This window comes from Xanthomonas sp. LF07-6 (genome assembly GCF_034105445.1).
GTDB classification, from domain to species: Bacteria; Pseudomonadota; Gammaproteobacteria; order Xanthomonadales; family Xanthomonadaceae; genus Xanthomonas_A; species Xanthomonas_A sontii.
The window spans coordinates 259,945-273,259 of record NZ_JAXGGI010000004.1; the positions used below are offsets into that span (position 1 = coordinate 259,945).

Annotated in this window: 14 protein-coding genes; 5 read left to right on the plus strand and 9 right to left on the minus strand. The window is 69.1% G+C overall.

Features of this window, described 5'->3' with window-relative positions; translation table 11 throughout:
* Window positions 1–273 precede the first annotated feature (273 nt).
* Entirely contained in the window at window positions 274–1,086 is an 813-nt protein-coding gene (locus SLW56_RS10085; protein WP_017911696.1) for a hypothetical protein, read from the plus strand.
* A gap of 128 nt (window positions 1,087–1,214) precedes the next feature.
* Here the strand turns inward: SLW56_RS10085 and SLW56_RS10090 are convergent, their stop codons facing one another.
* The 3 genes from SLW56_RS10090 to aceF all read right to left on the minus strand — a co-directional run bounded on the left by SLW56_RS10090 (window position 1,215) and on the right by aceF (window position 5,259).
* Window positions 1,215–1,502, minus strand: coding sequence for a hypothetical protein (locus SLW56_RS10090; RefSeq protein ID WP_150411109.1), 288 nt, complete (start codon window positions 1,500–1,502; stop codon window positions 1,215–1,217).
* Window positions 1,503–1,563: 61 nt separating this feature from the next.
* On the minus strand, window positions 1,564–3,360 hold the full coding sequence (lpdA, locus tag SLW56_RS10095) for a dihydrolipoyl dehydrogenase (RefSeq protein WP_295910648.1): 1,797 nt from the start codon (window positions 3,358–3,360) through the stop codon (window positions 1,564–1,566).
* Between the two features lie 132 nt (window positions 3,361–3,492).
* A complete protein-coding gene (gene aceF, locus SLW56_RS10100) occupies window positions 3,493–5,259 on the minus strand; it encodes a dihydrolipoyllysine-residue acetyltransferase (RefSeq protein WP_295910646.1) in 1,767 nt (588 codons plus the stop codon).
* Window positions 5,260–5,470: 211 nt separating this feature from the next.
* On the opposite strand from aceF, the gene SLW56_RS10105 reads away from it, so the two are divergent.
* Window positions 5,471–6,220: a hypothetical protein gene (locus SLW56_RS10105; RefSeq protein ID WP_267085758.1), complete on the plus strand. Its 750-nt coding sequence runs from the start codon at window positions 5,471–5,473 to the stop codon at window positions 6,218–6,220.
* 158 nt (window positions 6,221–6,378) lie between these two features.
* Here SLW56_RS10105 and SLW56_RS10110 read toward each other — a convergent pair whose 3' ends face one another.
* Window positions 6,379–6,918: a DNA-deoxyinosine glycosylase gene (locus tag SLW56_RS10110; RefSeq protein ID WP_267092940.1), complete on the minus strand. Its 540-nt coding sequence runs from the start codon at window positions 6,916–6,918 to the stop codon at window positions 6,379–6,381.
* Window positions 6,919–7,100: 182 nt separating this feature from the next.
* On the opposite strand from SLW56_RS10110, the gene SLW56_RS10115 reads away from it, so the two are divergent.
* Window positions 7,101–7,730: an OmpW family outer membrane protein gene (locus tag SLW56_RS10115; protein WP_017907486.1), complete on the plus strand. Its 630-nt coding sequence runs from the start codon at window positions 7,101–7,103 to the stop codon at window positions 7,728–7,730.
* A 123-nt stretch (window positions 7,731–7,853) separates the two neighbouring features.
* On the opposite strand, the gene SLW56_RS10120 is transcribed toward SLW56_RS10115, so the two are convergent.
* The 5 genes from SLW56_RS10120 to SLW56_RS10140 all read right to left on the minus strand — a co-directional run bounded on the left by SLW56_RS10120 (window position 7,854) and on the right by SLW56_RS10140 (window position 12,099).
* Window positions 7,854–8,417: a DUF1453 domain-containing protein gene (locus SLW56_RS10120; RefSeq protein WP_295910645.1), complete on the minus strand. Its 564-nt coding sequence runs from the start codon at window positions 8,415–8,417 to the stop codon at window positions 7,854–7,856.
* A 13-nt stretch (window positions 8,418–8,430) separates the two neighbouring features.
* The gene (locus tag SLW56_RS10125) at window positions 8,431–9,234 is read right to left on the minus strand and encodes a MetQ/NlpA family ABC transporter substrate-binding protein (protein ID WP_017907484.1); all 804 of its coding nucleotides are present in this window, start codon (window positions 9,232–9,234) and stop codon (window positions 8,431–8,433) included.
* A gap of 174 nt (window positions 9,235–9,408) precedes the next feature.
* On the minus strand, window positions 9,409–10,104 hold the full coding sequence (locus tag SLW56_RS10130) for a methionine ABC transporter permease (protein ID WP_152236506.1): 696 nt from the start codon (window positions 10,102–10,104) through the stop codon (window positions 9,409–9,411).
* Window positions 10,101–11,108 (minus strand): methionine ABC transporter ATP-binding protein, encoded by a 1,008-nt coding sequence (locus SLW56_RS10135; RefSeq protein WP_267100674.1) that lies wholly within the window; start codon window positions 11,106–11,108, stop codon window positions 10,101–10,103. The genes SLW56_RS10130 and SLW56_RS10135 overlap by 4 nt, the downstream gene beginning before the upstream one ends.
* Before the next feature lie 97 nt (window positions 11,109–11,205).
* Window positions 11,206–12,099, minus strand: a complete 894-nt coding sequence (locus SLW56_RS10140) for a DMT family transporter (RefSeq protein WP_152236508.1) — start codon at window positions 12,097–12,099, stop codon at window positions 11,206–11,208.
* Between SLW56_RS10140 and SLW56_RS10145 the strand changes: the two genes are divergently transcribed.
* Window positions 12,020–12,202 (plus strand): hypothetical protein, encoded by a 183-nt coding sequence (locus SLW56_RS10145; RefSeq protein ID WP_295965469.1) that lies wholly within the window; start codon window positions 12,020–12,022, stop codon window positions 12,200–12,202. The two genes, SLW56_RS10140 and SLW56_RS10145, sit on opposite strands and share 80 nt — an antisense overlap.
* 290 nt (window positions 12,203–12,492) lie before the next feature.
* On the plus strand, window positions 12,493–12,975 hold the full coding sequence (locus SLW56_RS10150) for a YajQ family cyclic di-GMP-binding protein (RefSeq protein WP_017913076.1): 483 nt from the start codon (window positions 12,493–12,495) through the stop codon (window positions 12,973–12,975).
* Window positions 12,976–13,315 lie beyond the last annotated feature (340 nt).

Here is a 13,315-nt window from a genome sequence, read left to right on the forward strand (position 1 = left end):
TTGCAGCACGCCTTTGCGGAGGAACTTTCTGTCCACTGCGCTGTCTGATCGGACAGGGACTGCGCCCATCCTCGTCGGCCCACAGCGCAGACCCACCGAGCCCCGGTCCTCCCGGGGCTCTTTTCGTTGCGCGTTCTGGGACGGGCGTGGCGGCCCGGGCCACCATACTTTCACGAATGGTGGACGCAAATTTAAGGATAGTGACGGCACGCGGTGGCCCTGCCATCGACGCCCCATCCAAAAAAATCCCAAGACGACGGAGCTTGCCCCCCCATGAAACACTTGCTTGCCCTGGCACTGCCGTGCGCGCTCGCCGCCGCTTATGCGCTGCCCGCCCACGCCGAAGACGGCGACGACCGCTTCACCCTGCGCCTGGGCGCGATGAACGTCGACAACAACAACACCCTGCGCGGCAACACCGTCATCAACGGCAATGCCATCTCCGGGTCGCAGGACTTCAAGCTGGGCGGCAAGGAGTGGGAGCCGCGCGTGGACGGCGTGTTCCGCATCAGCACCCGCCAGCGCCTGATCTTCGACTACTTCAAGTACGACAAGGACCGCCGCGAGGAGCTGGGCCAGGACGTCAGCTATGGCGGCGTCACCGTGCCGTCGGGCAGCTTCGTCAAGGGCCAACTGAAATATCAGGTCGCCAGCCTGGTGTACGACTACTCGGTGATCGATACGCCGCAGTTCAGCATGGGCCTGCAGCTCGGTGCCGAGTGGGCCAAGGTCAACGGCAAGGCCTATGCCGACCTGGGCCCACTGTACACCGGCACCTTTGTCGACGAGAGCGACGACGGCGCCGCGCCGGTGGTCGGCCTGCGCTTCACCGCGCACCCGAACGAACACTGGCTGTTCAATGTGCAGGGGCAGTACGTCAACACCAAGTGGGGCGATTTCAAGAAATACGACGGCGACCTGAGCCGCGCCAACGCCATCGCCGAGTATCGCTTCACCCGCAACTTCGGCATCTTTGCCGGCTACGACTGGTTCAAGCTCGACGTGGACCGCAAAGGCGGCAACGCCGCGATCGGCCTGAAGCAGGAGTTCAAGGGTCCGGTCGCGGGCGTGACCTTCGCGTTCTGATCTTTCGGGACCCGGGACCCGCGAGCAGTTCCATGCAGAACCCCGCAGCGATGCGGGGTTTTGTCGTTTAACGGGGTGCGCGGCAGATCGCAGACGCGGTGGCAGCGACTGCGGCAGCCGACACAGGCTCACGGCGGCTTGGTCGCTCCCGCCACCAGCAGATGCTGGTGCGTCGAGCAGTAGCACTCGTCGTGCCAGCCGTAGTGCGGATCGGTGCAGATCGCATGCTGCACCGTCGCCGGCAGCGCCGCCACGTCGCTGCGCAGGTCGCGCTTCAGCGACACGAAGACCGAGCCCGGATGCGGCCAGTCGGTCCGGCGCGGCGGCTCGGCGATGCGGTTGCCGCTGGCCAGTTCGCGCTGCAGCAGCGCCTGCAGTTCGGGACATAGGGTGCCCTGCCCCACGGCGACCTCCATGCGTGGATTCACCACGGCCGCGACCGCACCGCACGCAGCGGCACGGTCGCGCCAGGCGGCGTCACTTCTTCTTCGGGATGTACAGGTCGGTGATGGTGCCGTCGTAGACCTCGGCGCTCATGCCGACGGATTCGCTCAGGGTCGGATGCGCGTGGATGGTGTGGCCGATGTCCTCGGCCTCCGCGCCCATCTCGATCGCCAGGCCGATCTCGGCCAGCAGGTCGCCGGCGTGCACGCCGACGATCGCGCCGCCGATGATGCGGTGCGTCTCCTCGTCGAAGATCAGCTTGGTGAAGCCCTCGGTGCGGCCGATGCCGATCGCGCGGCCGCTGGCCGCCCACGGGAACTTGGCCACGCCGACCTTCAGCCCCTTGGCCTTGGCCTCGGTCTCGGTGACGCCGACCCAGGCGATTTCCGGGTTGGTGTAGGCCACCGACGGGATCACCCGCGCCACCCACTCCTTCTTCTCGCCGGCGGCCACTTCCGCGGCCAGCTTGCCCTCGTGGGTGGCCTTGTGCGCCAGCATCGGGTTACCGACGATGTCGCCGATGGCGAAGATATGCGGCACGTTGGTGCGCATCTGCCGGTCGACCGGGATGAAACCGCGCTCGGTGACATTGATGCCGGCCTTGTCGGCGCCGATCTTCTTGCCGTTGGGCGCGCGACCTACCGCGACCAGCACGCGGTCGTAGGTGGTGGCGGCCAGCGCCGGCGTCTCGCCCGCGGTGGCGGCTTCGAAGGTCACGGTGATGCCCTTCTTGTCGGCCTTGACCTCGGTCGCCTTGGTCTTGAGATGGACCTCCACGCCCTGCTTCTTCAAGCGGTCGGCCAGCGGCTTGACCAGGTCCTTGTCGGCGCCCGGCATCAGCTGGTCCATGAACTCGACCACGGTGACCTTGCTGCCCAGCGCGCTGTACACGGTGGCCATTTCCAGGCCGATGATGCCGCCGCCGACCACCAGCAGGGTCTTGGGGATCTCCTGCAGTTCCAGCGCGTCGGTGGAGTCCATCACCCGCTTGTCGTCCCACGGGAAATTCGGCAGCTTCACCGCCTGCGAGCCGGCGGCGACGATGCAGTGCTCGAAGCGCAGCAACTGGGTCTTGCCGTCGGCGCCGACGATCTCCAGCTCGTTCGGCGACACGAACGACGCCACGCCGGTGACGGTGCGCACCTTGCGCTGCTTGGCCATGCTGGCGAGGCCGCCGGTGAGCTTGCCGACCACCTTTTCCTTGTACTCGCGCAGCTTGTCCAGGGTGATCTTGGGCTTGCCGAAGTCCACGCCGAAGTCGCCGGCATGTGCGACCTCATCGATCACCGCGGCCGCATGCAGCAGCGCCTTGGAGGGGATGCAGCCGACGTTGAGGCAGACGCCGCCGAGGCTGGCGTAGCGCTCGATCAGCACCGTGTCCAGGCCCAGATCGGCGGCGCGGAACGCGGCGGTGTAGCCGCCGGGGCCGGCGCCGAGCACCACCATCTTGCATTCGATGTCGGCGGGCTTGCCGCTGGCCAGCGCCGGCTTGGGCGCCGGCGGCTCGGCCGGTGCGCGGTGCGACGGCGCCACCGGCGGCTTGCTGGCCGGCACCTCGGCCGGGGCCGCGGCGGGCGCCGCAGCGGCGCCGTCGGCGGTCTCCAGCAGCGCGATCACCGCGCCCTCGGACAGGGTGTCGCCGAGCTTGACCTTCAGTTCCTTGATCACGCCGGCAGCCGCGGACGGCACTTCCAGCGTGGCCTTGTCCGACTCCAGCGTCACCAGGCCCTGGTCCTTCTTCACCGTGTCGCCGACGGCGACCAGCACCTCGATGACCGGAACGTCGCTGTAGTCGCCGATATCCGGGACCTTGACCTCAATGACCGCCATGCAGCTTCTCCTGTGGCCCTTCGCCGCGGCGAGGGGCGTTTGCAGTTCGTCGGCGCGACCGCGCAAACAGGCGGCGCGCGCAGGTGGGGGAAAACCGGCGCCGCGACGGACGCGGCGCCGTGACGACAGGGCTTACAGCAGCACGCGGCGCATGTCCGCCAGCACCTGGCTCAGGTAGGTGGTGAAGCGCGCGGCGGCGGCGCCGTCGATGACCCGGTGGTCGTAGCTCAGCGACAGCGGCAGCATCAGCTTGGGCGCGAATTCCTTGCCGTTCCAGACCGGCTGGATCGACGACTTGGACACGCCCAGGATCGCCACTTCCGGCGCATTGACGATCGGGGTGAAGGCGGTACCGCCGATGCCGCCGAGCGAGCTGATCGAGAAGCAGCCGCCGCTCATGTCGGCCGGGCCGAGCTTGCCGTCGCGCGCCTTCTTGGCCAGCTCGCCGCTCTCGCGCGCCAGCTCGACCACGCCCTTCTTGTCCACGTCGCGGATCACCGGCACCACCAGCCCGTTCGGGGTGTCGGCGGCGAAGCCGATGTGGAAGTACTTCTTCAGAGTCAGGTTCTCGCCGCTGGCATCGAGCGAGGCGTTGAACTCGGGGAACTGCTTCAGCGCCGCGGCGCTGGCCTTGAGCAGGAAGGCGAGCATGGTCAGCTTGATGCCGGCCTTCTCGTTCTCCTTGTTCAACGCCACACGCAGGGCTTCCAGGTCGGTGATGTCGGCCTGCTCGAACTGGGTGACGTGCGGGATCATCGCCCAGTTGCGCGCCAGGTTGGCGCCGGAAATCTTCTTGATCCGCGACAGCGGCTTGACCTCGACCTCGCCGAACTTGGCGAAGTCCACCTTCGGCCACGGCAGCAGGTTCAGGCCATTGCCGCCCGCGGCGGGCGCGGCACCGGCGGCGGCCGGCGCGGCGCCGGACAGCGCCGCCTTGACGTAGCGCTGCACGTCGTCCTTGGTGATGCGGCCACCCTGCTCCGAGCCGGCGACCTGGAACAGGTCCACGCCGAGTTCGCGGGCGAATACGCGCACCGCCGGGCTCGCGTAGGGCACCTTCTGCGGCAGCACGCTGTCGGCGTCGAACGCCACCGGCGGGCTGCTCTGGGTGGCGGACGGCGCGGCGGCCTTGGCCGGCGCCGTGGCCTGGACCTGGGCGATCTCGCGCTGGGCCAGCTTGTCCGGCGCGGACGAGGCCGGCACCGGCTCCACGCCGCCGCCGGTCTCGGCGCTGGGCTGCACCGCGGACGCGGCCGGCGCGTCGGCATCGCTGCCGGCCACTTCGATCAGCGCCACCAGCTTGCCCTCGGACAGGCTGTCGCCGACCTTGACCTTGAGTTCCTTGACCACGCCGGCCACCGACGAGGGCACTTCCATCGTCGCCTTGTCCGACTCCAGGGTGACCAGGCCCTGGTCCTTCTTGACCGTGTCGCCGACCGCGACCAGCACCTCGATCACCGGCACGTCGCTGTAGTCGCCGATGTCCGGCACCCGCGCCTCGACCACGCCGGTCGCCGCGGCCGCGGCCGGGGCCGGGGCCGGGGCCGGCTTGACCGCGTTCTGCGCGGGCGCGGCTGCCGGAGCGGCAGCCTGCTGGGCCGGCGCGGGCGTGGCCTTGGCGGCCGCAGGCGCGGCGGCTGCGGCGCTGGCGCCGCCCTCGGCCACTTCGATCAGCGCCACCACCTTGCCCTCGGACAGGCTGTCGCCGACCTTGACCTTGATCTCCTTGACCACGCCGGCGAACGGCGACGGCACTTCCATCGTCGCCTTGTCCGATTCCAGGGTGACCAGGCTCTGGTCCTTCTTCACCGTGTCGCCGACGGCCACCAGCACTTCGATTACCGGGACGTCGCTGTAGTCACCGATATCGGGGACAAGTGCTTCCTTGATTTCGGCCATGCGGGGAACTCCGGCAACTAATGAGGGGGAAACCCCTATTGTGGCGGCCCGCAGCCGCAGCGCCAACCTTTGGCGGGCAAAAAAGCCCGATCGCCTGCAGGGGGCGCCACTGCCGGCGGACAGTACGCCGGCGCATGTTGCGCAGCCATCGCCGGTGCACCGCCTTCACGGCGCCACGGCTAGGCTCGCCGCAGATTTCCGGAGGGCAGGCATGCGGATCCTGGTGCTGTTGATGGCGTTGGCGATGCCGTTGGTCGCCTGGTTCTCGCAACGTGGCGCGTTCGGCCCGACCAACGGCGCCATCTCCGACCGCTACCCGACCCTGATCGTCGCCGCCGGCTACGCCTTCGCAATCTGGGGTGTGATCTTCCTGCTCGACCTGGCCTTCGGCCTGTGGCAATCCAGCGCGCGGCGCCGTCGCGTCAGCGCGCTGGCGCAGGTGCGGGCGCCGGCGGCGCTGGGCTTCGCGCTGACGGCGGCGTGGATGCCGGTGTTCTCGCAGCAGCACTTCCTGTTGGCGCTGGCGGTGATCTGGACCGCGCTGGCGGCGATGCTGCTGGCCGCCCTGCGGCTGTCGCGCGATCCCGCCCCCGAATCCGGCCAGACCCTGTGGGCCTGGCTGCCGCTGTCGCTGCACGCCGGCTGGCTGTCGCTGGCGGCATTCCTGAACACCGCGCAGGTGATCGTGGCCTACCGCTGGCTCTCGACCGAACGGATGCTGCCGTGGAGCCTGGTGCTGTTCGCGCTGGCGGCGGCGCTGCTGCTGGGCATGAACCGGGCCATGCGCGGCAACCTCGCCTATGCGGCGGCGGCGCTGTGGGCGCTGGCCGCGGTCTATGCCAAACAGGCCGCCAGCACGCTGGCCGGTGCGCAGAGCGCGGCGTGGGTGGCCTTGCTGCTGGCCGCGGTGCTGGCGCTGCAGACGCTGTGGCTGTGGCTGCGCCTGCGCGCGCGGCGCTGATCCATGGACGCAACGCCAGCGCGCCGCCAATCACCTGTTTTTGCCACATCGCGCTGTCTCGTAGGAGTGGCTTCGGCCGCGCCAGCGCTGTCGGGATAGCCGCGTCGCGGCTGAAGCCGCCCCTGCGCGTGTGCCTCGCGCGTGATTGGAGGCACCCGTCAATCGCCAGCCATCGGCACCCGCAGCCATTGCTGCAGCGGCGACCACGCCTGCAGCAGCCGCGGCCAGGCGAAGGCGGCATTGGCCGGGCTGCTGGACGGCAGCGCCAGCAGCACCAGCGGCGGATCGCGCAGCGGCAGGTGCGGCTGCACGAAGCGCGCGAACGCCTGCGCCGCCGCCGCGCCATTGCAGGCGATGGCGCGCAGCTGTTGCAACTGCGCGATGCGATCGGGCAAGGCATTGGGAATTTCGCTGCCGCGCACGATCGCCGCGTCCAGGCTGCCGCGGCGTCGGCACTGGCCGATCACATCCCACAGGCCCACGCCGGCCGCGTGCAGCGCCTGCATCCGCGCTTCGGCGTCCAGTGCCGCATCGAAGCCGCACAGCGCCGCCATCAGCGGCCAGAACCGGTTGCGCGGATGCGCGTAGTAACGCGCCTGCTGCAACGACGCCGCACCGGGCATGGAGCCGAGCACAAGCACGCGGCAATCGTCGCGAATCCGCGCGGGCAGGCCCTGCAACAGCGGCTGCGTCGTCACGTCGCGCGCACCTGGATGAACAGCCAAAAGCCTTAAAACCTCGTTATTTCAAGCATCGGGCGCAAGTGCCTGAACGTCGCCTGCATTCGTCCGACGAGGGTCGGCGCCGATTCATCTTCTCATCGATAGGGTGTGCGCGCCCACTCCCGTGGCCCCACAAGAAAAAGATGAGGAGATACCCCATGCGGTCCATTCAGATCCTGAGCCTGGCTGTCGTGTCCGCCCTTGCGTTTGCGCCCGCCGCATTCGCACAGGATGCCGATACCGCTTCCGGCAAGCACTTCTCCGTCGTCGGCAGCGCGACCCTGCTCGACCCGCATTCCAAGCCGGCGGCCGGCCTCGACGTCGATGGCGGCCCGGCGCCGACCATCAGCGCCAGCTGGCTGATCGACGACAACTGGGCGGTCGAACTGTGGGGCGCTGCCGACAAGTTCAACCACCGCGTCAAGGCCGACGGCATCGGCAAGGTCGGTACCGTCGAGCAGCAGCCGATCGCGCTGAGCGGTCAGTACCACTTCGGCCAGGCGGACAACGTGTTCCGTCCGTTCGTCGGCGTCGGTTACTACGAGTCCAACTTCAGCAACGAGAAGCTCGCTGGCCTGAACCCGGACCAGCACATCAGCCTGGACACCGCCAAGGGCGCCATCGGCACCGTCGGCGTGGACATGAACATCAACTCCACCTGGTTCGCCCGTGCCGATGCGCGCTACATGCACTCGCGTCCGGAGCTGAAGGTGGCCGGCGAAGGCACCGGCGAAGACCTGAAGCTGGATCCGTGGCTGTTCAGCTTCGGCGTCGGCGCGCGCTTCTAAGCGTTCCGTCTCCAGCGTTTGCGCAAACGGGCCCGCAAGGGCCCGTTTGTTTTTGTGCGTGCGCTGGATCGAGCGCGCGACCAGCGAAAACCGCAGTGCGCGTGCACGCGGGCGCGGCCGCCTTCAGCGCGGCGAGCGATCGAAACCGCGGTAGCGGTCGAACCGGCGCAGGCGCCCCCGCAGCAGCCAGGCGTAGGCGCAGGCATAGCCGAGCAGCAAGGCCGCGGCGGCCAGCAGACTGGCATGGCTCATCCAGCCCTCGGTCGGCCACGCCGCACCATCGGCCAGACTGCGCCAGCCCTGCCACAGTCCGGCACCGATGCGTACCGCCACCAGCGCGGTCAGACCCAAGACCAACCACAGGTTCGGCGTGTAGTGCAGCCCGTGCGGCAAGGGCTCGAAGCGGGTGGCGACGCTGCCGAGCGCGCCCAGCGGTACGCCGATGCCCCAGCCGGCCAGCGCATGCGTCGCCGCACCGGGCCACCAGTGCGCGGCGATCAGGGCGAAGACCAGCAACACCACGCTGGACAGCAGCGCCGACCACAGTTGCACCGCGACCAGCCAACCGCGCGCCTGACGCCGCGCCGTGCCCACGCGGAACCGCTGCAGCAGCGACAGCGGCAAGAGCACCGCGGTCACCGCCAGCGCGATCACGATCGCCAGCGGAATGGCCAGCAGCAGCGGCATGCGCGTGGCCCGATCAGAACGCCGGCAGCACCGCGCCCTGGTACTTGCGCTGGATGAAGGCCTTCACTTCCGGGCTGGTCAGCGCCTTGGCCAGCTTCTGCACGCGCGGATCGTCCTTGTTGTCGCGACGCGCGACCAGGAAGTTCACGTACGGCGAATCCTTGCTTTCGATCGCCAGCGCGTCGCGGGTCGGGTTGAGGCCGGCGTCGAGCGCGTAGTTGGTGTTGATCAGCGCCAGGTCGACCTGGTCCAGCACCCGCGGCAGCATCGCCGAATCCAGCTCGCGGAACTTCAGCTGCTTGGGATTGGCGACGATGTCGCGCTGGGTGGACAGCGCATTGCTCGGGTCCTTGAGCTTGATGACCCCGGCCTTGTCCAGCAGGATCAGCGCGCGGCTGTTGTTGCTGGGATCGTTGGGGATCACCACGTCGGCGCCCTGCGGCAGCGCGTCCAGCGACTTGTAGCGGCGCGAGTAGGCGCCGAACGGCTCGATGTGCACGCCGACCACGGTCACCAGGTCGCTCTTGCGGTCGCGGTTGTAGGCCTGCAGGTAGGGCTCGGTCTGGAAGTAGTTCACGTCGATCTGCTTCTGCACCACCTGGTCGTTGGGCTGCACGTAGTCGTTGAACACGCGCACGTCCAGGGTCAGGCCCTGCTGCTCCAGCATCGGCTTGACCACCTCCAGGATCTCGGCGTGCGGCACGGCGGTGGCGGCGACGCTGAGGTGGTCGCCGGCGGCGCCGGCATCGGGCTTGCCGCAGCCGCCGAGCACGAGCACGGCGCTGGCGAGCAGGAGGCGGAACGGGAATCGGGTCATGGCAGGTATCCGGAGAAACGGGGGGGAGTGGAGGAGCGCGACCCGCGGCCGCGCTGCGTGCACGCTAGCAGACGGCCGTGCAGGCGGGGCGATCCATGCGCGCAGGAGCGGCTTCAGCCGCGACCCCTCACCGATCGGAGGCGCGGCTGAAGCCCTACCGCGGCACGCAGGACATCAGCGCCGGCTGTAGTGCGCGACCAGGCGGTCGCCGAGCATCTGCAACGCCTGCACCAGCAGCAGCAGGATCACCACGGTCACCAGGGCCACGTCGGCATGCGAGCGCTGGTAGCCGTCGCGGTAGGCCAGGTCGCCGAGGCCGCCCGACCCGATCGCGCCGCCCATGGCGGTGAAGCCGATCAGGGCGATGGTGGTCACCGTGGCGCCGGCGATCAGGCCCGGCCGCGCTTCCGGCAGCAGCACCCGCGTCACCAGTTGCCAGGTGGTCGCACCCATCGCCAGGCTGGCCTCGACCACGCCGCGGTCCACTTCGCGCAGCGCGGTCTCCACCAGCCGCGCGTAGAACGGCGCCGCGCCGACCACCAGCGGCAGGATCGCGCCGCGCACGCCCAGCGAGGTGCCCATCGCCCACAGCGTCAGCGGGATCATCGCGATCATCAAAATGATGAAGGGCACCGAGCGCAGCACGTTGATGACCAGCGCCAGGCCGCCGTACAGCAGCGGCTTCTGGTGGGTCTGGCGCGGGCCGGTGAGGAACAGCAGCACGCCCAGCGGCAGGCCGATCAGCAGGGTCAGCGGCAGCGAGCCGCCGAGCATCAGCAGCGTATCGACGGTGGCGCGACCGATCTCGCTCCACTTGCCGGCATCGAGATTGCGGAAGAAGCCGGTGGCGGCGGTGGCGATCGGACTCATCGGCGCAGCTCCTGCACATGCACGCCGGCCGCGACGAAGGCGGCCTGCGCCGCATCCATGTCGCCGCCGACCAGGGCCACGGTCAGCTGGCCGTAGGGGGTGTCCTTGATCCGGTCGATGCGCCCGGACAGGATGTTGTAGTCCACCGCGGTGGCGCGGGCGATGCGCCCGAGCAGCGGCGCGTAGGTGTCGGCGCCGAGGAAGGTCAGCCGCAGGATGCGCCCGTCCACGGCGGTGAAATCGCGGTACAGCTCGGCCTCGTCGACGTGCTCGGCCTCGGACACGAAGCGCTTGGTGGTCGGATGCTGCGGGTGCAGGAACACCTCGGTGACCGGCCCGCTCTCGACCAGATGCCCGGCATCGAGCACCGCCACGCGATCGCACACGCGGCGGATCACTTCCATCTCATGGGTGATCAGCACGATGGTCAGGCCCAGCTCGCGGTTGATCTGCGCCAGCAGCGCCAGCACCGAGGCGGTGGTCTGCGGGTCCAGCGCGCTGGTGGCCTCGTCGCACAGCAGGATCCGCGGGCGAGTGGCCAGGGCGCGGGCGATGCCGACGCGCTGCTTCTGCCCGCCAGACAGCTGCGCCGGGTACTTGCCGGCATGCGCGGCCAGCCCGACCCGCTCCAGCAGCTCGGCCACCCGCGCGTCGATCTCCGCGCGCGGCGTGCCGGCCAGTTCCAGCGGGAACGCGACGTTGCCTGCGACCGTGCGCGAGGACAGCAGGTTGAAGTGCTGGAAGATCATGCCCACGCGCTGGCGCAGCGTGCGCAGCCCGGCGCGGTCCAGCGCGGTGACGTCCTCGCCGTCGATGATCAGGCGACCGCCGCTGGGTTCCTCGAGCCGGTTGATCAGCCGGATCAGGGTCGACTTGCCGGCGCCGGAATGGCCGATGATGCCGAACACCTCGCCGGCCTCGATGCGCAGGTCGAGCGGATGCAGCGCCACGACCGGCTGGCCGGCGACGGAATAGGACTTGTGCAGGCGCTCGAACTGGATCAACGCGCGGGACCGGCAGCGACGGGGGGCGCAAAGCCTAGCAGGCCAGGATGGCGTGCGTTATTCCATTCGATTCTAACGTAGGCGCGCATCGCGGGGCCTAGGGGCGTGCCTGCGGCGGCGGATGCGCCACCGCGCGGATCCGCTCGCGGTGCAGCAGGTACAGGCCGCTGGCGACGATGATCGCCCCGCCCACCCAGGTCCAGGCGTCGGGCAGCTTGCGCCACAGCAGCCAGTCCCAGGGAATCACCCACAACAGGCCGCTGTACTCCAGCGGCGCGACCAGCGAGGCGTCGCCGCGGCGAAACGCCTGGGTCAGCGCCACCTGCCCCAGCGCCCCGGCCAGGCCCATGCCGGCGATCCAGCCGGTGTCGGCCGGGCGCAGCGGGGTCCACTCCGGTAACGCCAACGCGCCGGCGCCCAGCGCCATGATCAGCAGGAACCACACCACCAGCGACTGCGACGTGTCGGTGCGCGCCAGCAGGCTGACCAGCACCGAGGCCACCGCATACGCGATGGCCGCCAGCAGCACCATCAGCCCCGGCAGCGAGACGAACCCGTCCATGCCCGGGCGCAGCACCACCAGCACGCCGACCAGGCCGACGCCGATCGCCGCCCAGCGCCGCGGACCCACGTATTCGCCGAGCAGCGGCACCGACAGCGCCGCCACCAGCAGCGGCGCGACGAAGTAGATGGTGTAGGCGGTGGACAGCGGCAGGCTGCGCAAGGCCCAGGCGAAACAGCCGATCATGGCGATGCCGAGCACGCCGCGCAGCAGGTGCAAGCCCCAGCGCACCGGCCAGATCGCGCGCGGCCCGGCGCTGGCCAGCACCCACACCAGCACGAACGGCAGCGAAGCCCCACCGCGCAATGCCGCGACCTGCAGCGCCGGATAATGCGTGCTGAGCTGCTTCATGGACGCATCCATCAGCGAGAAGAACGCGACCGCAGCGATCATCCACGCGGCGGCGGCATTGGAACGGGAGTTGGGCATCGGCGCATTATCGCCGCGATCGGCGATGTGCGTGGTGCCGGGGCTCATCGCGTCGGGACTGAAGTCCCTCCCACATGGCTCCAGCCCCGGCTGCATCGGCTGACACAGCCTTCTGTGAGAGCGACTTCAAGACATCTCCTGATCGTCGGGACTGAAGTCCCTCCCACATGGCTCCAGCCGGCGCACCGGCCGATGCCGCTTCTTGTGGGAGCGACTTCAGTCGCGACGCGCGGCGCCCACCAACGCACGACATTGCGCAACGCGCCGGAACCGACATCCATCCCACCCTGCACGTGCCAGCCCCTGCGACACCTGCGCTGCCACTTCCCACCTGCCGCGTCCCACTCCTCGCCCGCACGTCTTACGATAGGCATCTTTGCCGAGGACTTGCCCATGCCTTCCTTCGATATCGTGTCCGAAGTCGACAAGCACGAACTGACCAATGCCGTCGACCAGGCCAACCGCGAGCTGTCGACGCGCTTCGACTTCAAGGGCGTCGACGCCAAGTTCGCGCTCGACGACCAGGTCATCACGCAATCGGCGCCCAGCGATTTCCAGGTCAAGCAGATGACCGACATCCTGCGCGCGCGCCTGCTGGCCCGCGGCATCGACGTACGTTGCCTGGAATTCGGCGACGTGGAGACCAACCTCGCCGGCGCGCGGCAGAAGATCACCGTCAAGCAGGGCATCGAGCAGAAGCTGGGCAAGAAGATCGTGGCCACGCTCAAGGAAGCCAAGCTCAAGGTGGAAGCCCAGATCAACGGCGACAAGCTGCGGGTCAGCGGCAAGAAGCGCGACGACCTGCAGGACGCGATCGCGCTGCTGAAGAAGAGCGATTTCGAGCTGCCGCTGCAGTTCGACAATTTCCGCGACTGAAGCCGCCGCGCAAACGCCTCGCGCGTCATCGCCATGCCGGTGCAAGGGTGCAGGACGACCACCGCGTGGCGATGGTCGTTCTGCAGTCGACCGCGCGATATCGTCGCCACGCTGCGTGAGTGCACACGGCTGCGCATCGCCTCGCCTTGCAGGGCGGCACGGCAGACAGGCGATACGCCCATGTCGCGACCTGCGCATGCCGTCCGGCCTGCGCAAGCAGGCATGCCGGCATGACCACGCGAGCGCATCCCGGCCATTGCAGCCCATGCGAAAGCGACGCACTCCGCATCGGAACGAGACGACACCACGCAACGGCACTCCCGCCTCCGCGCCGGGACGC

Coding starts and splice junctions, on each gene's coding strand:
- lpdA (WP_295910648.1), bottom strand. CDS start 3,360: ATGGCGGTCATTGAGGTCAAGGTCCCGGATATCGGCGACTACAGCGAC.
- SLW56_RS10125 (WP_017907484.1), bottom strand. CDS start 9,234: ATGACCCGATTCCCGTTCCGCCTCCTGCTCGCCAGCGCCGTGCTCGTG.
- SLW56_RS10090 (WP_150411109.1), bottom strand. CDS start 1,502: ATGGAGGTCGCCGTGGGGCAGGGCACCCTATGTCCCGAACTGCAGGCG.
- SLW56_RS10115 (WP_017907486.1), top strand. CDS start 7,101: ATGCGGTCCATTCAGATCCTGAGCCTGGCTGTCGTGTCCGCCCTTGCG.
- SLW56_RS10150 (WP_017913076.1), top strand. CDS start 12,493: ATGCCTTCCTTCGATATCGTGTCCGAAGTCGACAAGCACGAACTGACC.
- aceF (WP_295910646.1), bottom strand. CDS start 5,259: ATGGCCGAAATCAAGGAAGCACTTGTCCCCGATATCGGTGACTACAGC.
- SLW56_RS10120 (WP_295910645.1), bottom strand. CDS start 8,417: ATGCCGCTGCTGCTGGCCATTCCGCTGGCGATCGTGATCGCGCTGGCG.
- SLW56_RS10105 (WP_267085758.1), top strand. CDS start 5,471: ATGCGGATCCTGGTGCTGTTGATGGCGTTGGCGATGCCGTTGGTCGCC.
- SLW56_RS10140 (WP_152236508.1), bottom strand. CDS start 12,099: ATGCCCAACTCCCGTTCCAATGCCGCCGCCGCGTGGATGATCGCTGCG.
- SLW56_RS10130 (WP_152236506.1), bottom strand. CDS start 10,104: ATGAGTCCGATCGCCACCGCCGCCACCGGCTTCTTCCGCAATCTCGAT.
- SLW56_RS10145 (WP_295965469.1), top strand. CDS start 12,020: ATGGACGCATCCATCAGCGAGAAGAACGCGACCGCAGCGATCATCCAC.
- SLW56_RS10085 (WP_017911696.1), top strand. CDS start 274: ATGAAACACTTGCTTGCCCTGGCACTGCCGTGCGCGCTCGCCGCCGCT.